The sequence below is a fragment of the Rhodanobacter sp. OR92 genome (assembly GCF_000427545.1).
Lineage (GTDB): Bacteria > Pseudomonadota > Gammaproteobacteria > Xanthomonadales > Rhodanobacteraceae > Rhodanobacter > Rhodanobacter denitrificans.
Genome location: NZ_ATYF01000001.1, coordinates 113,983 through 131,314 on the forward strand (window position 1 = coordinate 113,983; position 17,332 = coordinate 131,314).

General features: G+C 69.0%; 16 protein-coding genes. 14 read left to right on the forward strand and 2 right to left on the reverse strand.

Annotation, left to right across the window (positions count from 1 at the left end):
• The first annotated feature begins 14 nt into the window (after window positions 1–14).
• The 13 genes from sdhC to lpxK all read left to right on the forward strand — a co-directional run bounded on the left by sdhC (window position 15) and on the right by lpxK (window position 12,726).
• The gene (gene sdhC, locus RHOOR92_RS0100575) at window positions 15–410 is read left to right on the forward strand and encodes a succinate dehydrogenase, cytochrome b556 subunit (RefSeq protein ID WP_027489299.1); all 396 of its coding nucleotides are present in this window, start codon (window positions 15–17) and stop codon (window positions 408–410) included.
• On the forward strand, window positions 407–820 hold the full coding sequence (sdhD, locus tag RHOOR92_RS0100580; RefSeq protein WP_027489300.1) for a succinate dehydrogenase, hydrophobic membrane anchor protein: 414 nt from the start codon (window positions 407–409) through the stop codon (window positions 818–820). The genes sdhC and sdhD overlap by 4 nt, the downstream gene beginning before the upstream one ends.
• Before the next feature lie 4 nt (window positions 821–824).
• Window positions 825–2,612 (forward strand): succinate dehydrogenase flavoprotein subunit, encoded by a 1,788-nt coding sequence (gene sdhA / locus RHOOR92_RS0100585; protein WP_007508942.1) that lies wholly within the window; start codon window positions 825–827, stop codon window positions 2,610–2,612.
• Window positions 2,613–2,702: 90 nt separating this feature from the next.
• Window positions 2,703–3,485 carry a succinate dehydrogenase iron-sulfur subunit gene (locus RHOOR92_RS0100590; RefSeq protein ID WP_007508940.1) on the forward strand — a complete coding sequence of 261 codons (783 nt, stop codon included), beginning with the start codon at window positions 2,703–2,705 and terminating at the stop codon, window positions 3,483–3,485.
• 103 nt (window positions 3,486–3,588) lie between these two features.
• Window positions 3,589–3,837, forward strand: coding sequence for a succinate dehydrogenase assembly factor 2 (locus RHOOR92_RS0100595; protein ID WP_007508938.1), 249 nt, complete (start codon window positions 3,589–3,591; stop codon window positions 3,835–3,837).
• Window positions 3,809–4,246: a protein YgfX gene (locus RHOOR92_RS0100600; protein WP_007508937.1), complete on the forward strand. Its 438-nt coding sequence runs from the start codon at window positions 3,809–3,811 to the stop codon at window positions 4,244–4,246. Before RHOOR92_RS0100595 ends, RHOOR92_RS0100600 begins: the two co-directional genes overlap by 29 nt.
• Before the next feature lie 98 nt (window positions 4,247–4,344).
• Window positions 4,345–5,586 (forward strand): lipoprotein-releasing ABC transporter permease subunit, encoded by a 1,242-nt coding sequence (locus tag RHOOR92_RS0100605; protein WP_007508934.1) that lies wholly within the window; start codon window positions 4,345–4,347, stop codon window positions 5,584–5,586.
• Window positions 5,587–5,593: 7 nt separating this feature from the next.
• Entirely contained in the window at window positions 5,594–6,292 is a 699-nt protein-coding gene (gene lolD / locus RHOOR92_RS0100610; protein ID WP_027484278.1) for a lipoprotein-releasing ABC transporter ATP-binding protein LolD, read from the forward strand.
• Window positions 6,293–6,432: 140 nt separating this feature from the next.
• Window positions 6,433–8,733, forward strand: coding sequence for a DNA internalization-related competence protein ComEC/Rec2 (locus tag RHOOR92_RS0100615; RefSeq protein WP_007508930.1), 2,301 nt, complete (start codon window positions 6,433–6,435; stop codon window positions 8,731–8,733).
• 110 nt (window positions 8,734–8,843) lie between these two features.
• Window positions 8,844–9,494, forward strand: coding sequence for a MotA/TolQ/ExbB proton channel family protein (locus RHOOR92_RS0100620; RefSeq protein WP_007508929.1), 651 nt, complete (start codon window positions 8,844–8,846; stop codon window positions 9,492–9,494).
• Between the two features lie 9 nt (window positions 9,495–9,503).
• Entirely contained in the window at window positions 9,504–9,935 is a 432-nt protein-coding gene (locus RHOOR92_RS0100625; RefSeq protein ID WP_007508927.1) for a biopolymer transporter ExbD, read from the forward strand.
• The gene (gene msbA, locus RHOOR92_RS0100630; RefSeq protein ID WP_027484281.1) at window positions 9,932–11,716 is read left to right on the forward strand and encodes a lipid A export permease/ATP-binding protein MsbA; all 1,785 of its coding nucleotides are present in this window, start codon (window positions 9,932–9,934) and stop codon (window positions 11,714–11,716) included. Before RHOOR92_RS0100625 ends, msbA begins: the two co-directional genes overlap by 4 nt.
• A gap of 8 nt (window positions 11,717–11,724) precedes the next feature.
• The gene (gene lpxK / locus RHOOR92_RS0100635; protein ID WP_027484282.1) at window positions 11,725–12,726 is read left to right on the forward strand and encodes a tetraacyldisaccharide 4'-kinase; all 1,002 of its coding nucleotides are present in this window, start codon (window positions 11,725–11,727) and stop codon (window positions 12,724–12,726) included.
• On the opposite strand, the gene hutI is transcribed toward lpxK, so the two are convergent.
• Together hutI and RHOOR92_RS0100645 are read right to left on the reverse strand one after the other, a co-directional pair.
• A complete protein-coding gene (hutI, locus tag RHOOR92_RS0100640; RefSeq protein WP_027484283.1) occupies window positions 12,663–13,925 on the reverse strand; it encodes an imidazolonepropionase in 1,263 nt (420 codons plus the stop codon). The genes lpxK and hutI overlap by 64 nt on opposite strands.
• 315 nt (window positions 13,926–14,240) lie before the next feature.
• The gene (locus RHOOR92_RS0100645; protein ID WP_007514892.1) at window positions 14,241–15,800 is read right to left on the reverse strand and encodes a bifunctional GNAT family N-acetyltransferase/carbon-nitrogen hydrolase family protein; all 1,560 of its coding nucleotides are present in this window, start codon (window positions 15,798–15,800) and stop codon (window positions 14,241–14,243) included.
• Between the two features lie 93 nt (window positions 15,801–15,893).
• Here RHOOR92_RS0100645 and RHOOR92_RS0100650 point away from each other — a divergent pair, with 93 nt between their 5' ends.
• Window positions 15,894–17,264, forward strand: coding sequence for a formimidoylglutamate deiminase (locus RHOOR92_RS0100650; protein WP_007514891.1), 1,371 nt, complete (start codon window positions 15,894–15,896; stop codon window positions 17,262–17,264).
• The last annotated feature ends 68 nt before the right edge of the window (window positions 17,265–17,332 follow it).

Genomic DNA, 17,332 nt, shown 5'->3' on the forward strand with positions numbered 1-17,332 from the left:
ACAGGATAGCCGCCATGGCAGACAAGCAACGACCGCTCTCCCCGCACCTGCAGGTTTACAGGTGGCAGATACAGATGGTGACTTCCATCCTGCATCGTGCCACCGGCATCGCCCTGGCCGTTGGCACGCTGCTGGTGGTGTGGGGGATTCTGGCGCTGGCCTCCGGCGAGGCGGCCTTCGAGCAATTCAAGACCTGCACCGGCAGCCCGATCGGCCTCATCCTGCTGGTGGGCTGGACCTGGGCGCTCGGCTATCACCTGTGCAACGGCATCCGCCACCTGGTGCAGGACACCGGCGCGGGTTACAAGATTCCCCAGTTCGTGCGTTCAAGCTGGCTGTCGGTGATCGGCAGCTTCGTGCTCACGGTGATTATCTGGGCCTGCGTGCTCGCTCAAGGAGGTGCGGCATGAACCTGCGCGTGGGTACCGATGATGTGCGCAGCCAGCTGCGCCACCCGATGAAGCATGCGCGTGGCCTGGGCTCGGCGCAGCATGGCGTGGACCACTGGTGGGTGCAGCGCGTCACCGCCGCTGCATTGATCGCGCTCGGTCTGTGGTTCGTGGTCACCGTGCTCTCCCTGCTGCACGCCGACTACGCCACGGCAAAGGCCATGGTGGCCAGGCCGTGGAATGCGCTGCTGCTGATGCTGTTCGTGGTCACCGCGTTCTGGCACGCCGTGCTTGGCTTGCAGGTGGTGATCGAGGATTACGTGCACACCCGCTGGAAGGAAGTGGTGCTGCTGGTGGCGATCAAGTTCTTCGCGGTGCTGGGCGCGCTCGCGGGCGTGCTGGCCGTGCTGCGCATCGCATTGGGAGTCTGAGACCGTGGAAAGCTACAAGATCCAGCAGCACAAGTACGACGTGGTGGTGGTCGGCGCCGGCGGCGCCGGCCTGCGTGCCACCTTCGGCCTCGCCGAGAAGGGCCTCAAGGCGGCCTGCGTCACCAAGGTGTTTCCCACCCGTTCGCATACCGTGGCGGCGCAAGGCGGCATCGCCGCCGCGCTTGGCAACATGGGCGAGGACGACTGGCGCTTCCACTTCTATGACACGGTGAAGGGTGGCGACTGGCTGGGCGATCAGGACGCGATCGAGTACATGTGCAAGAACGCGCCGCAGTCGGTGATCGAGCTGGAGCACTACGGCGTGCCGTTCTCGCGTACCGAGGACGGCCACATCTATCAGCGCCCGTTCGGCGGCATGACCACGCACTACGGCAAGGGCACCGCGCAGCGCACCTGCGCCGCCGCCGACCGCACCGGCCACGCGATCCTGCACACGCTGTACCAGCAGGCGCTGGCGCACGACGCCACCTTCTTCGTCGAGTATTTCGCCACCGACCTGATCTTCGACGAGGAAGGCGTCTGCCGCGGCGTGCTGGCGCTGGACATGAACGAGGGCACGCTGCACGTCTTCCGCGGCCAGGCGGTGGTGCTGGCTACCGGGGGTTACGGCCGTGCCTACTTCAGCGCCACTTCCGCACATACCTGCACCGGCGACGGCGGCGGCATGGTGTTGCGCGCGGGCTTGGCGCTGCAGGATCTGGAGTTCGTGCAGTTCCACCCCACCGGCATCTACGGCGCCGGCTGCCTGATCACCGAGGGCGTGCGCGGCGAGGGCGGCTACCTCACCAATTCCAAGGGCGAGCGCTTCATGGAGCGCTATGCGCCCAGCGCGAAGGACCTGGCCTCGCGCGACGTGGTCAGCCGCGCCATCACCATCGAGATCCGCGAAGGCCGCGGCGTGGGCGAGCACCAGGACCATGCCTTCCTCAACCTCATGCATCTCGGTCCGGAAGTTATCCACGAGCGCCTGCCGGGCATCGCCGAGTCGGCGCGCATCTTCGCCGGCGTGGACGTGACCAAGGAGCCGATCCCGATCCTGCCCACCGTGCACTACAACATGGGCGGCATCCCCACCAACTACCACGGCGAAGTGGTGCAGAAGAAGGGCGACGACGTCGACGCCGTGGTACCGGGCCTGTTCGCCATCGGCGAAGCGGCCTGCGTGTCGGTGCACGGCGGCAACCGCCTGGGCTCCAACTCGCTGCTCGATCTGGTGGTATTCGGTCGCGCGGTGGCGCACCGCTGCGCCGAGCTCATCCAGCCCGGCGCCGCGCACAAGGATCTGCCGGCCAGCGCACTGGACAAGGCGCTGGCCCGTTTCGACGGCCTGCGCCACGCCGGCGGCGAATTGCCGACGGCGCAGATCCGCCTCGACATGCAGCGCACCATGCAGGCCGACGCCGCGGTGTTCCGCACCGGCGAGACGCTGAAGGAAGGCTGCACCAAGATCGACAAGGTGCGCGACTCGTTCAAGCAGGTGAAGGTCACCGACCGCTCGCTGGTGTGGAACTCCGACCTGATCGAGACGCTGGAGCTGGCCAACCTGCTCGACCAGGCGGTGGGCACCATGCACTCGGCCGAGCAGCGCCCGGAGAGCCGCGGCGCCCATGCGCGCGAGGACTTCCCCGAGCGCAACGACGCCGAATGGATGAAGCACACCCTGGTCAAGGTGGACGAGAACGGCAAGACCAGCTTCGACTATCGCCCGGTGCACATGTTCACCCTCTCCGACGAGGTCGAAGTGGTGCCGCCGAAGAAGCGCGTGTATTGAGTGCGGGAGTGGGGAATGGGGAACAGGGCATCGTGTTGCGTGCGAACCTGATCCGTCCCGGTCCTTTCTGTCTACTGCGGATGCATACCAATGGCTGAATTCTCACTGCCGAAAAACTCCAAGATCCAGCCGGGCAAGCACTACCCGGCGAAGAACGCGAAGAAGCCGCGTACCTTCCGGATCTATCGCTGGAGTCCGGACGACGACCAGAACCCGCGCATCGACACCTACGAGGTCGACCTGGCCGCCTGCGGCCCGATGGTTCTGGACGCGCTGCTGAAGATCAAGAACGAGATCGACCCCACGCTCACGCTGCGTCGCTCCTGCCGCGAAGGCATCTGCGGCTCGTGCGCCATGAACATCGACGGCACCAACACGTTGGCCTGCATCTGCGCGATCGACAGCGTCGCCGCCGGCGACGTGAAGATCTACCCGTTGCCGCACATGCCGGTGGTGAAGGACCTGGTGCCCGACCTCACCCATTTCTACGCCCAGTACGCATCGATCAAGCCGTGGGTCCGCACGCAGAGCGCGGTGCCCGACAAGGAGCGCCTGCAGTCGCCGGAAGACCGCAAGAAGCTCGACGGCCTGTACGAATGCATCCTGTGCGCCTGCTGCTCCACCAGCTGCCCCAGCTACTGGTGGAACGGCGACAAGTACCTCGGCCCGGCGATCCTGCTGCAGGCCTACCGCTGGATCGTCGACTCGCGCGATGAAACCACCGGCGAGCGCCTGGATGATCTGGAAGACCCGTTCAAGCTGTACCGCTGCCACACCATCATGAACTGCACGCGCACCTGCCCGAAAGGCCTGAACCCGGCCAAGGCGATCGCGGAGATCAAGAAGCTGATGGTGGAGCGGCGCTCGGCCTGAGCGCGCTACCGGGTTTCGTACGCTACAGGCCGCCATGCGCGGCCTGTAGCGTTCCGGTGCAACGGCTACACTCCGCCTTCATGGACAACGACCGAGCCTCGTGATGGATGAAGCACGCATCAAGCGTCTGCGCTGGCGCACCCGCCGCGGCACGCGCGAACTGGACGCGCTGTTCGGCGGCTGGCTGGACGAATGTTTCGCCGATGCGGACGAGGCGCGACGCCAGGCCTTCGACCAACTGCTCGACGTGCAGGACCCGGACCTGTGGGACTGGGTGATGGGTCACGCGCGCCCCGAGCGGGCAGACTGGCAGGCGATCGTCGATGACATCCGCGCCCGCCATCGGCTTTGAGTACCGGCCGTCGCGACGGCTGCGGCAAGCCCTGGTACTGGTTGCCGCCCTGGCGTGGCTCGCCGTGGCGTTGAGCGCGCTGCCCGCATGGCTGAAGCTGCTGCTGGCGGCAGCCGTGGCAATGGCGACCTGGCACACGCTTCGACGCCTGGCCGCCGCCCCGGTCACGGCGGCCGGCTGGAGCGCCGACGATGCCTGGACGCTGCACCTGGCCGATCACCAGGACATGCCAGCCACGCTGGCCTCGTTCCGCGTGCTCGGCGTGTTCGTGCTGCTGCGCCTGCATACGGCGGAGCAGGGCGTGCAGATGCTGCTGCTGGCGCCGGACAACAGCGATGCGGACATCCGCCGGCGCCTGCGCATGCGGCTGGCGGCCATGCAGCCCGACGAGGCCGTGCCGCACCTTTGAGCGTGGCGGCAACTTCGACGCTGCAGCGCGGTCCGAGCGAATGCCCGATAATGGGCGACCGGGCGGCCCGCCCTGCGATTCCCACAAGCGACCCGCCCATGTTCCGACCGCTCGAACTCTTCATCGGCCTGCGCTACACCCGCGCCAAGCGGCGCAACCAGTTCATCTCCTTCATCTCCACCGTGTCGATCGTGTGCATCGCGATCAGCGTGGTCGCGCTGATCACGGTGATGTCGGTGATGAACGGCTTCGACTACCAGATGCGCTCGCGCATCCTCGGCGCGATCTCGCACGCCACCGTGTCCGGCATCGGCGAGAGCGTGCAGGACTGGCCGCGTGCATTGCAGATCGCCGAGGCCAACCCGCACGTGCTGGGCGCCGCGCCGTACGTGGAGACCGAGGCCTATCTGAATGCCCGTCGCTCCAGCGGCGCGCTGGTGCGCGGCGTCGAGCCGGCGCAGGAACCGAGGGTCGTCGACATCGACAAGCACATGCTGGAGGGAAAGCTCGCCGAGCTGACCCCGGGCAGCTGGAACATCGTGCTGGGCCGCGAGCTGGCGATGACGCTCGGCGTTACCGTCGGCGACCGCATCACCATGGTCGTGCAGCAGCTGCGCGCCACGCCGATGGGCAGCGTGCCGCGGATGCGCAGCTTCCACGTGGTGGGCACGTTCGAGCTGGGCATGGAGCAGTTCGACTCCGGCCTGGCCCTGGTCAACATGAGCGACGCCGAGAAGCTCAACGACCTCAGCGGCCCGACCGGCATCCGCCTGAAGCTCGACGACCTGTTCAACGCCCGTCCGGTCGCGCGCGAGCTGGCCGACCAGTTGGGCCAGGTCTACCGGGTGCAGACCTGGATGGACACCAACGCGAACCTGTTCGCCGCGCTGTCGATGGAAAAGATGGTGATGTTCATCATCCTGTCGCTGATCATCCTGGTCGCGGTGATCAACCTGATCTCGATGCTGATGATGCTGGTCACCGACAAGCAGGCCGACATCGCGATCCTGCGCACGCTCGGCGCCACCCCGCGCAGCATCATGGGCATGTTCATGGTGCAGGGCGTGCTGGTGGGCTTCGTCGGCATCGGCTTCGGCGTGGGCTTCGGCTCGCTGCTGTCGTGGAAGCTGCCGGGCATCATCAAGTGGATCGAGCACACCTTCCACGTCACCTTCCTGTCGCCGGACGTCTACTACATCAGCGAGGTGCCGAGCCGGCTCGACTGGCAGGACGTGGGCTGGACCGCGCTGCTCACCTTCGCGTTCTCGCTGCTGGCCACCCTCTACCCCGCGTGGCGCGCCTCGCGCACGCAGCCGGCGCAGGCGTTGCGCTATGAATAAGGCCGCCATGAATTCCACGACCGAAAACGTGCTGCGTGCCAGCCACGTCGCCAAGACCTACGACGAGGGCGGCCTGCGCACCGAGGTGCTGAGCGACGTCAGCTTCACCCTGAAGCGCGGCGAGACGATGGCGATCGTCGGCGCCTCCGGCTCGGGCAAGAGCACCCTGCTGCACATCATCGGCGGACTCGACACGCTGACCGCCGGCGAGGTGGAAGTGGACGGCCGCGTGCTGTCGAAGCTGTCCGACGCCGAGCGCGGCCGCGTGCGCAACCGCTCGCTCGGCTTCATCTACCAGTTCCACCACCTGCTGCCCGAGTTCACCGCGCTGGAGAATGTGTGCATGCCGCTGCTGATCCGCGGCACCGCGATCGCCGAGGCGCAGAAGCAGGCCATGGCCTTGCTGGAACGGGTCGGCCTGGGCGGGCGCACGCAGCACAAGCCGTCCGAGCTGTCCGGCGGCGAACGCCAGCGCTGCGCGGTGGCGCGCGCGCTGGTGACCCGTCCGGCTTGCGTGCTCGGCGACGAGCCCACCGGCAACCTCGACGAAGGCAATGCTGCGCAGGTCTACGCGCTGATGCTGGAGCTCAACCGCGAGATCGGCACCAGCTTCGTGCTGGTCACCCACGATCCGCAGCTGGCGGCGAAGATGGACCGCACCCTGGTGCTGCACAACGGCGTGCTGCAGGAAAGCCCGAAAGCCTGACGCTCTGGCTTGTTTCCCCGTGGCACCGGGAAGAGGGCCGACTTCGTGCTTTCAGGCGGGCGCCTACACGCTTTTCATCTTCGTCGCTGCCGCCACCGCGCTAGGCTCGGACTCTTCCAGGATGGAATGAGGCACGCGACATGGCGCGACTCGGGGCGATCACGGCGGCGTCGGCCTTGCTCGGCGGCGTGCTGCTGGTGCAGTGGCTGCCGCAGTTGCCGCCTTACTGGAGCCTGGTCCTGGTGCTGCTGGCGGCCGCGTGGCTGGCCTGGCGTTGCCCGCGCTGGCGCTGGCTGGCCTGGTTGCTGTTCGGCATCGCGTGGGCGGCGTGGCGCGGCGGCGTGGCGATGGACGCGCGGCTGCCGCGGGTGCTGGAAGGGCGCGATTTCGTCGTCGTCGGCACGATCGCCGACCTGCCGCTGGCGCAGCCGGATGCCAGCCGCTTCACGCTGCAGGCGGAACAGGTCACGCTGGACGGCCAGCCGATCGCGTTGCACGGGCGCATCACGGTGGCCTGGTACGAGGATGCGCCGCCGCTGCGGCCGTGTTCACGCTGGCGGCTGTCGCTGCGCCTGAGGCGGCCGCGCGGGCTGCTCGATCCCGGCGGCGCCGACAGCGAACGCTCGGCGCTGCAGCGGGGTATCGTCGCCACCGGTTACGTGCGCGACGTTGCCGACAACGCGCCACTGGCCGGCACGCCCTGGTGCGTCGACGGGGTGCGCGATGCAGTGGCCCGCGGCATCGCGGTACGCGTGCACGACCGACATGACGCGGCCTTGCTGCAGGCGTTCACGGTCGGCGACACGCGCGGGTTGCAGCAGCGCGACTGGGCGGTGGCGCGTGCGAACGGGGTCTCGCACCTGATCGCGATCTCCGGCTTCCACGTCGGCGTGGCGGCGGTGTTCGGTGTGTGGCTGGCATGGCTGGTCTACGCGCTGTGGCCGCGGCTGGGACTGTGGTTGCCGCGGCCGCAGGCGCAGGCCGCGGCGGCACTGCTGGTGGCCGCGATGTACAGCGCGCTGGCCGGTTTCGGCCTGCCCACGGTGCGCACCCTGCTGATGATCGCGGTGGTGGCGCTGGCGCGCTGCAGCCGTCGCGGCAGCAGTGGTGCGCAATCGCTGGCGCTGGCGCTGATCGCGATCCTGCTGGCCGATCCGCTGGCGGTGCTGGCGGCGGGGTTCTGGCTGTCGTTCGTCGGTGTGGCGTTCCTGATGCTGTGCCTGCAGTCGCGTGGCCGCGGCGTGCGCGCGTTCCTGCACGAGCTGTCGGCCGGGCAGCTGCTGATGACGGTGGCGTTGCTGCCGCTGACCTTGTGGTTCTTCGGCCAGGCTTCGCTGGTGGGCGCGTTGTCGAACCTGATCGCGGTGCCCGTGGTCAGCTTCGTGATCGTGCCATGCGCCTTGCTCGGCATGCTGCTGCTGGGCCTGTGCCCGCCGCTGGCTGCGCCGGTGCTGTGGCTGGCCGCGCGGATCGCACATGCGCAATGGTGGCTGCTGGAACAGATGGCGACGTGGCCCGGCGCGCACTGGTACCTGCCCGCGGTGCAGGCGCCTGCGCTGCTGCTGGCCGTGCTCGGCGCACTGTGGCTGTTCCTGCCGCGCGGCGTGCCGCTGCGCGGGCTCGGCCTGCTGCTGTTCCTGCCGCTGCTGTGGCCGCCGTTGCCGCGGCCGGTGGAGGGGGCCTTCCAGGTATGGGTGCTCGACGTGGGGCAGGGCTTGTCGGTGCTGCTGCGCACCCGCGACCACGCGCTGGTGTATGACGCCGGCGCGCGCTATCCGTCCGGTTTCGATGTGGGCGAAGCGGTGGTGTTGCCGTCGATGCATGCACTGGGCATCGACCACCTGGACATGCTGGTGATCAGCCATGGCGACAATGATCATGCCGGCGGCGCCGAAGCGGTGGCGAACGCGTTTCCGCAGGCGCAGCGCTACGCCGGCGAGCCGTCGCGGGTGCGAGTGCCGATGCGGCAGTGCGTGGCGGGTCAGGCATGGCAATGGGATGGCGTGCGTTTTCGCGTGCTGAACCCACCCCGCGGCGCGGGCGACCGCGACAACGACAGCTCCTGCGTGCTGCTGGTCGAGGGCCGCGGCGGGCGCCTGCTGCTGCCCGGCGACATCAGCTCCGCGGCGGAACCGCTGGTGGCGGCGGCACTCGGCCCCGGCCCGGCGCCGGTGCTGCTGGTGCCGCACCACGGCAGCCGGACCTCGTCCGGCGCCGCCTTCATCGCCGCCGTGCGGCCACGGCTGGCGCTGGTGTCGGCGGGCTGGCGCAACCGTTTCGGCCACCCCCGGCCAGAGGTGCTGGCGCGCTACGCCGCGGCCCGCGTGCCGGTGTTCGATACCGCCGGGCAGGGTGCGATGGCGCTGGATTTCCCCGCCGACGCGCCGCCGCGGCGCGAACCGGGCTGGCGCCAGCGGCAGGCGCGTTACTGGCGCGAGTGAGCGGGCCGGCGGGGAATGCCACGCATGCCGCAGTACATCGGGGCGAGACTGCTATCATGCGCGCTTCCTGTCAGGTCATGCGTCGGGGTCGAAAAGTGCTGGAAATTCTGATGGCTGGCGGCTGGGCGATGGTGCCCATCCTGATCTGCTCGGCGATTGCCCTGGCGATCGTGCTGGAGCGTTGCTGGACGTTGCGTCGCAGGTCGGTGCTGCCGCCCGGGCTGGGCGAGGAAGTGCGCCAGTGGGCGCGCTCCGGTCAGCTCGATCCGGGCCATCTGGAGGCACTGGCCAACGGCTCGCCGCTTGGCGAACTGCTGGCCTCGGCGCTGGTGGTGCGCCGGCAGCCGCGCGAGCTGATCAAGGAGCGCATCGAGGATACCGGCCGCCACGTCGTCCACCGCATGGAGCGCTACCTCAACACGCTCGGCACGATCGCGCTGATCGGCCCGCTGCTGGGTCTGTTCGGCACCGTGATCGGCCTGATCCGCATGTTCATGGAGGTGATGGCCGGCGGCATCGGCGATCCGGCCAGGATGGCCGGCGGCATCGGTGAGGCGCTGATCTGCACTGCCTCGGGCCTGACCGTGGCGATTCCTGCCTACGTGCTGCACCGCTATTTCCGCTCGCGCATAGCCGGCTACCGCGTGGAGATGGAGAAGCAGGCGACGGCGCTGCTCGATGACCTGACCCTGACGCCCGCCGCAGGGGTACCGGTGCGGCCGCGGCGAGCACCGGCGCCGACCGCGCCGAGCGCGGGCTGAGGCGCACCGATGCGTATCGGCAACGACCGCCGCGGCGACGACTTCGAGATCAACGTGATCCCGTTGATCGACGTGCTGCTGACCCTGCTGATGTTCTTCGTGCTGACCAGCACGTTCATCCAGCACTCCCGCCTGCAGGTGACCTTGCCGCAGGCGAGCACGCAGGACCGCGACATGGATACGCCGGCGCTGACCATCATGATCGACCGCGACGGCCGTTTCTACGTCGGCAGCGACGAGGTGATGGGCGAAGGCATCGAGGCGTTGAAGCAGACCATCGCCCGCAATGCAGGTGACGATCGCGCACGCCAGGTGACGATCCGCGCCGACGCGCTGACGCCGAACCAGAATGTGGTCACCGCGATGGATGCGCTGGGCCAGCTCGGCTTCACCCGGCTGTCGATCGCCACCACGCCAACCAAGCCGGGTAGCAGCCAGTGAGCACCGGCGGGACCGGTGTATGGGATGCCGAAAGCCTGCGCATCTACCGGCGCCTGCTGGGCTATACCGGTCGCTACTGGTTGATCGGGCTGGTCACCCTGGCCGGCATGGCGGTGGACGGCGGCGGCCTGGTGGTGTTCACCAAGCTGCTGCAGCCGCTGATCGACAAGCTGTTCGCCCAGAAGGATCCGTACCTGATCTTCTGGATGCCGATCTGGATCATCGCGATCTTCGCGGTGCGCGGCGTCGGCACCTTCGTCAGCAGCTACGGCGTGTCCTACATCGGGCGCAACGTGGTGCAGGTGATGCAGCATGACGTGTTCGGCGCCTACCTGCGCCTGCCGGCGACGTTCTTCGGCGCCGAGGCCTCGGGCCACCAGGTGTCGCGCATCACCTACACCAGCGAACAGGTGGCCTCGGCCTCCACCGATGCGGTGAAGATCGTGGTGACCGAAGGCGTCACCGTGATCGGCTGCCTGTACGTGATGCTGTACTACAGCGCCTACCTGACCCTGGCCCTGCTGGTGATGGTGCCGGCGATCGCGCTGATCGCCACCGTGGTCAGCCGGCGCTACCGGCAGATCAGCTGGCGCATCCAGGGCAGCATGGGCTCGGTCACCGGCACCGTGGAGGAATCGGTGGGCGCGCATCGCGAGGTGCGCATCTACGGCGGCCAGCGGCACGAGTCGGATCGCTTCGACGTGGTCACGCAGCGCACCAAGCGGTTCAACCTGAAGATCGCGGCCACCAACGCTCTCTCCAGCACGGCGATCCAGACGGTGGCGGCATGTGCGCTCGCCGCGCTGGTCTACCTGGGCACGCGGCCGGGGGTGATCGACAACATCTCGCCGGGCGTGTTCGTGGCGGTGCTGACTGCAATGGGCACCATGATGCCGTCGCTGAAACGGCTCACCACGGTGCAGGCGAACATCCAGCGCGGCCTGTCCGCGGCCACCGACCTGTTCGAAGTGATCGACATGCCGCCGGAGATCGACCAGGGCACCCGCGAGCTGGCGCGCACGCGTGGCGACCTGCGCTTCGAGGACGTGCGGCTGACCTACCCGCGCAACGACTTCGAGGCCCTGCGCGGCGTCGACCTGCATTGCTCGCCCGGCACGGTGACCGCCCTGGTCGGCCGTTCCGGCAGCGGCAAGAGCAGCCTGGCCAGCCTGCTGCCGCGCTTCTACGAGCCCAGTGGCGGGCGCATCGTGCTGGACAGCGAGGACTACCGGAACTACACGCTGACCTCGCTGCGCCGGCAGATCGCCTGGGTCGGGCAAAGCGTGGTGCTGTTCGACGACACCGTGGCCAACAACATCGCCTACGGCGAACTGGCCGGCGCCGGCGAGGCGGACATCGTCGCCGCCGCCGAGGCGGCCAACGCGATGGAGTTCATCGCGCGCCTGCCGCAGGGTATCCACACGCCGATCGGGCAGAGCGGCAACACGCTTTCCGGCGGCCAGCGCCAGCGCATCGCGATTGCCCGCGCGATCCTGAAGAACGCGCCGATCCTGGTGCTGGACGAGGCCACCAGCGCGCTCGACACCGAGTCCGAGCAGCTGATCCAGCAGGCGCTGCAGCGCCTGATGCGCGACCGCACCACGCTGGTGATCGCGCATCGCCTGTCCACCATCGAGGGTGCCGACCAGATCGCGGTGATGGAGCAGGGCCGCATCATCGAGCGCGGCACCCACGCCGAGCTGATTGCGCTGAACGGCCAGTACGCCGCGCTGCACCGGATGCAGTTCCACGACCATGCCGTGAACCTCGGCAGCGATTGAGGACGCCCGTGGCGCTGATCGACACGCTCGAATCGGCTTGGTACGGCAGCGGTCACGCACCGTGGTGGACGGCGCCGCTGGCGGCGCTGTACGGCGGCGCGGTTAGCCTGCGCGGCGCGCTTTACCGGCGCGGCTGGTTGCGCAGCGTGCGCCTGCCGGTGCCAGTGGTGGTGGTCGGCAATATCACGGCGGGCGGCACCGGCAAGACGCCGCTGACCATCGCGCTGGCCGAGGCCTTGCGTGAGCGCGGCTACCGGCCCGGCGTGGTCAGCCGCGGCTACGGCGGCCGCCAGCGCGAACCGCTGCTGCTCGGCGACGCGCCTGAGCCGGCGCAGGTCGGCGACGAGCCCTGCCTGATCCGTGCCGGCGGCGTGCCGGCGGCGGTCGGGCGCGACCGCCCGGCGGCGGCGCGGCTGCTGCTGGATGCCGGCTGCGACGTGCTGATCGCCGACGACGGCTTGCAGCACTACCGCTTGGCGCGTGACGTGGAGGTCTGCGTGATCGATGGCGTGCGCCGTTTCGGCAATCAGCGGCTGCTGCCGGCCGGGCCGTTGCGCGAACCGCTGGATCGGCTGCGCCGCGTCGACCTGCGCGTGTGCAACGGCGGTGCGGCCGAAGCCGGCGAGTATCCGATGCAGCTGCGCGGCGGCGAGGCGGTGGCGCTGGATGGCGGCCGCATGCAGGCGCTGGCGAACTTTGCCGGCCAGCGCGTGCACGCGGTGGCCGCGATCGGCAACCCGCGGCGCTTCTTCGACAGCCTGCGCGGGTACGGCATCGAACCGATCGAGCATGCGTTCGCCGACCATCACGATTTCGTCGCGACCGAGCTGGAATTCGGCGACGGCTTGCCGCTGCTGATGACCGACAAGGATGCGGTCAAGTGCCGCCGCTTCGCCCGGCCGAACTGGTGGCGGGTGCCGGTGCAGGCGCAGCTGCCGGACGCGTTCTACGCGGCGCTGGTCGAACGGTTGGGCGGTTTGCGCCGCGAAACGGGTTCGCCGGCCACGTAGACCCGACGCGCCAGGCCGCCGCCGATCCAGTAGCACAGTTCGGCGGGCTTGCGCGCGTTCCACACCACCAGATCGGCGCGCTGGCCCGCGGCGAGCGTGCCGCGATCGCGCTGTCCCAGCGCGCGGGCCGCGTTGACGGTGACCCCGCGCAGCGCTTCTTCCGGGCTGAGCCGGAACAGCGTGCAGGCCATGCCGGCGGCCAGCCGCAGCGACAGCAGCGGCGAGGTGCCGGGGTTGCAGTCGGTGGCGATCGCGATCGGCACGCGCTGTTCGCGCAGTGCCGCGACCGGCGGCAGTTGCGTTTCGCGCAGCGCGTAGAACGCGCCGGGCAGCAGCACCGCGACGGTGCCGGCCTGCGCCATCGCCGCGATGCCGGCCTCGCTCAGGTGCTCCAGGTGATCGGCCGACAAGCCGCCGTACTCGGCGACCAGTGCGGCGCCGCCCAGATCGGACAACTGCTCCGCGTGCAGCTTCACCGGCAGGCCAAGCTGCCTTGCGCGCTCGAACACGCGGCGGGTCTCCTCGCGGCTGAAGCCGATGCCTTCGCAGAACGCGTCGACCGCGTCGACCAGGCCCTCGGCGGCGAGCGTGGGCAGCATGTCGTCGCAGACCAGCGCCACGTATTCGTCCCGCCGGTCCTTGTATTCCGGCGGCAGCGCGTGCAGGCCCAGGAAGCTGGTGCGGACCGTGATGCTCAGTTCGCGGCCGAGACGGCGCGCCACGCGCAGCATGCGGCGTTCGCTGTCCAGCTCCAGCCCGTAGCCGGACTTGATCTCCAGCGTGGTCACGCCATCGGCCAGCAGCGCACGGGCGCGCGGCAGCGATTGCTCGAACAGCTGCTGCTCGCTGGCGGCGCGAGTGGCCTCGACGCTGGAGGCGATGCCGCCGCCGGCGCGGGCGATGTCCTCGTAGCTGGCGCCGTTCAGGCGCAGCTCGAACTCGTGCGCACGGTTGCCGCCGAACACCAGATGGGTGTGGCAGTCGATCAATCCCGGCGTGACCAGCGCGCCGTCCAGCGATTCCACCGTGGCGGCGAGGGCATCCGGTGCATCCGGCAGCTCGTCCTGCCGACCGACCCAGGCGATGCGGCCGTGATGCAGCGCGATCGCGCCGCGCTCGATCAGGCCGTAGGGCGCGTCGCCCGTGAACGTGGCGAGGGTGGCGTTGAGCAGCAGTCGATCCCAGCGTGGGTCGTTCATGGGGTGCCGGTTCCGCGTGGGTGGTGGGATGATCGCAAGAGGCCTGCGGCCGTGGCGCAATTATCGCAGACCGCGTATCCACCTGTAGGAGCCCGCTCGCGGGCGATGCTCTTGCTGCATTCAGAGCGAGGAGCTTTCGTGCGCCTGCGGCAGCCGAAAGCTCTTCGCTCTAAAACTCATCGCCATGAATGCAGCAAAAGCATCGCGCACAAGTGCGCTCCTACAGGTGCTCGTGAACGAAAGCTCGTCGCTTTGAATGCGACAAGAGCAAGAGCATCGCGCGCAGGGTATGTCCCTGCAGCCACCACGGCCGCGTCAGCGCGGCCGCCAGCGCGTCTCATACAGGTCGAAGCGGCGGTCCTTGAGGTTGGTCACCGCGCCGGCGTTGCGCGCGCGAGCCAGGCTTTCCAGGCGCAGGTCGGCGAACAGCACGGTCTCGATGTTCGGGGTGGAATCGGCGGCGATGCCGTCGCGCGCGAACGGGAAGTCGCTCGGCGTGAGGATGCAGCTCTGGCCATACTGGATGTCGAAGTTGTTCACCCCCGGCAGGTTGCCCACGTTGCCGGACAGCACCACATAGCACTGGTTCTCGATCGCCCGCGCCTGCGCGCAGTAGCGCACGCGCAGGTAGCCTTCGCGCACGTCGGTGCAGAACGGCACGAACAGGATCAGCGCACCTTGGTCGACCAGGTAGCGCGCCACCTCGGGGAACTCCGCGTCGTAGCAGATCATCACGCCGATCGGGCCGCAGTCGGTCTGCACGGTGGCCGCGCTGTCGCCGCCAGTGATGTTCCACACGTTGCGCTCGCTCGGCGTGGGGTGCAGCTTCTCGCGCTCATGCAGCGAGCCGTCGCGCAGGCACACGTAGCAGACGTTGTGGATGTCGCCGTTGGCCTGCTCGGTGGGGTGGGTGCCGGCGATGATGTTGATGTTGTAGTGCACCGCCAGCCGGCCGAACAGTTCCTTCACCTGTGGCGTGTAGTGGCTGAGCTTGCGGATCGATTCCACCGGCGACAGCTCGGTGTTCTCGATCGACAGCAGCTGCAGCGTGATCAGCTCGGGGAAAGTGACGAAGTCGGCGCTGTAGTCGGCGGCGATGTCGGTGAAGTATTCGACCTGGGTGGCGAACTCCTCGAACGAAGCGATTCGCCGCTGCTGGTATTGCACCGAGGCCACCCGCACCGAATCGGGCAGCAGCCGGGCCGAGGTGATCGGCGGGATGTCGGGCTGGTCGAGCAGTTGCGGGTTGCGCCAGACCAGATGCACGGCGTAGCCCAGCGACTCGTGGTCGGATGGCACGTAGGCGCGCAACACGCCGATTACTTCGAAATCGTTGGACAGCTGGAAGCTCAGCGTCTGGTCGCGGCGCCTGCCTTCCACCACGGCCTGCACGTAGGCCTCGGCGCTGCCGTAGCGCTGGATGTTCCGCGCCAGCCCGGGGATGCGCCCGCCGAACACGATGCCGCGCAGCTTGAGGTCCATGCACAGGCGCTTGCGCGCCTGGTACAGCCGCTGGCCGATGCGCATGCCGCGGTAGTCCGGGTGCACCACCACTTCCATGCCGTACAGCCAGTTGCCGTCCGGCTTGTGGCGCGAGCCCATGCCGCCGCCGGTGATCTGCATCCAGGTGTGGGTGCTGAGCGCGGTGGCCTCGTCGATGCGGAAGGTCGCGCAGTAGCCCACGATCACGCCTTCGTACTCGACCACGAACTGGCCTTCCGGGAAGTGCGTCTGCTGCGAGCGCAGCATCTCGGCGGAGTGGCCCCACTCGGGCGTGTAGATGCGCGCGGTCAGCAGGACCAGGGCCGGCACGTCGGCCGGGGTGGCCAGGCGCAGCTGCAGTTTTGGGGCGTTCTCGCTGGTCTTGCGGATCATCGCCCGATCATGCCCAGGCCGGCGGCAAACGCGGGTGAAGGGGATTTCACGGAGGCGGTTACACTGCGCAGCATCGCGTACCGGAGCCGATCCATGAATGACAGCACTGCCGTTGCCCACTTCAAGGCCGGCCAGCTATGGCGCGCGCATGGCTGGCAGGCCGATGCGGCGCTGGGCGTGTCCGCCGATGGACGCCTGCTGGCACCGACCGGCGCGGCCGCCGAAGCGCTCGGCCGCTGGGTGCTGCCGGGCATGCCGAACCTGCATTCGCACGCGTTCCAGCGCGCGATGGCGGGGTTGGCCGAGCGGCGCGGCAAGGCCGAGGACAGCTTCTGGAGCTGGCGCGAAACGATGTACGCGTTCGCCGCCACGATCGGCCCGGATGAACTCAAGGCGATCGCCGCCCAGCTTTACGTCGAGATGCTCAGGGCCGGCTACACCAGCGTCTGCGAGTTCCACTACCTGCACCACCAGCCGGACGGCACGCCGTACGCCCGGCCCGAGGCGATGTCGCTGGCGCTGATCGAGGCCGCACGCGAGGCCGGCATCGGCCTGACCCTGCTGCCAGTGCTGTACCTCAGCGGCGGCTTCGACGGCCGTGCGCTGAGTGCGCGCCAGCGCCGTTTCGGCCATGCCGTTGATGCCTGGCTGCGCCTGCTGGAGACGCTGCGCCGGCAGCAGAACGACGAGGTGTGCGTGGGCATCGCGCTGCATTCGCTGCGCGCGGTGCCGGAGTCCGCGCTGCGCGAAGTGCTGGCCAGCGAGCTGGCGGCCAGCGGGCCGATCCACCTGCACATCGCCGAGCAGGTCGGCGAAGTGCAGGACTGCCTGGCCACCCGCGGCGCGCGGCCGGTGGAATGGCTGTTCGAGCACGCCGCGGTCGACGCGCGCTGGTGCCTGGTGCATGCCACCCACCTCACGGCGGCGGAAACCACGCAGCTGGCGCGCAGCGGCGCGGTGGCCGGGCTGTGCCCGACCACCGAGGCGAACCTGGGCGACGGCCTGTTCCCACTGGCCGACTACCTCGATGCCGGCGGTACGCTCGGCATCGGCTCGGACTCGCACATCTCGATCTCGCCGGTGGAGGAACTGCGCTGGCTGGAATACGGCCAGCGCCTGGCCACCCGCCACCGCAACATCGGCGCGCGGCAGCCGGGCGACAGCGTGGGCGAGACGCTGTGGCGCGCCGCGCTGCGTGGTGGTGCCCAGGCCGCGGGTCGGCCGGTGGGTGAACTGCGCGACGGCGCGCGCGCCGACCTGATCGTGCTGGACGACGCCTCGCCGCTGCTCGCCGCGCGCGACGCCCGCTCGCTGCTGGACAGCTTCCTGTTCGCCGGCAACACGCCGCTGGTGCGCGACGTGATGGTCGGCGGGCGCTGGCAGGTGCGCGACTTCCGCCATCGCGACGAGGAACGCATCGCGCAGCGTTATCGGCGCGTGGTCGACTCGCTCGAAGTTGCCTGAAGTCATGAACCGGCACGCGCGCCGCGGTTAGCCTGAACGCCATCGCCGCCTTCGGGCGGTTGCCGGGC

Excerpts from the sequence above, each read along its gene's own strand:
- sdhD (WP_027489300.1), top strand. The coding sequence starts at position 407 with ATGAACCTGCGCGTGGGTACCGATGATGTGCGCAGCCAGCTGCGCCAC.
- RHOOR92_RS0100645 (WP_007514892.1), bottom strand. The coding sequence starts at position 15,800 with ATGATCCGCAAGACCAGCGAGAACGCCCCAAAACTGCAGCTGCGCCTG.
- RHOOR92_RS0100615 (WP_007508930.1), top strand. The coding sequence starts at position 6,433 with ATGGCGCGACTCGGGGCGATCACGGCGGCGTCGGCCTTGCTCGGCGGC.
- RHOOR92_RS0100625 (WP_007508927.1), top strand. The coding sequence starts at position 9,504 with ATGCGTATCGGCAACGACCGCCGCGGCGACGACTTCGAGATCAACGTG.
- RHOOR92_RS0100595 (WP_007508938.1), top strand. The coding sequence starts at position 3,589 with ATGGATGAAGCACGCATCAAGCGTCTGCGCTGGCGCACCCGCCGCGGC.
- RHOOR92_RS0100590 (WP_007508940.1), top strand. The coding sequence starts at position 2,703 with ATGGCTGAATTCTCACTGCCGAAAAACTCCAAGATCCAGCCGGGCAAG.
- RHOOR92_RS0100600 (WP_007508937.1), top strand. The coding sequence starts at position 3,809 with ATGACATCCGCGCCCGCCATCGGCTTTGAGTACCGGCCGTCGCGACGG.
- RHOOR92_RS0100605 (WP_007508934.1), top strand. The coding sequence starts at position 4,345 with ATGTTCCGACCGCTCGAACTCTTCATCGGCCTGCGCTACACCCGCGCC.
- sdhC (WP_027489299.1), top strand. The coding sequence starts at position 15 with ATGGCAGACAAGCAACGACCGCTCTCCCCGCACCTGCAGGTTTACAGG.
- hutI (WP_027484283.1), bottom strand. The coding sequence starts at position 13,925 with ATGAACGACCCACGCTGGGATCGACTGCTGCTCAACGCCACCCTCGCC.
- RHOOR92_RS0100650 (WP_007514891.1), top strand. The coding sequence starts at position 15,894 with ATGAATGACAGCACTGCCGTTGCCCACTTCAAGGCCGGCCAGCTATGG.
- lolD (WP_027484278.1), top strand. The coding sequence starts at position 5,594 with ATGAATTCCACGACCGAAAACGTGCTGCGTGCCAGCCACGTCGCCAAG.
- RHOOR92_RS0100620 (WP_007508929.1), top strand. The coding sequence starts at position 8,844 with ATGGCTGGCGGCTGGGCGATGGTGCCCATCCTGATCTGCTCGGCGATT.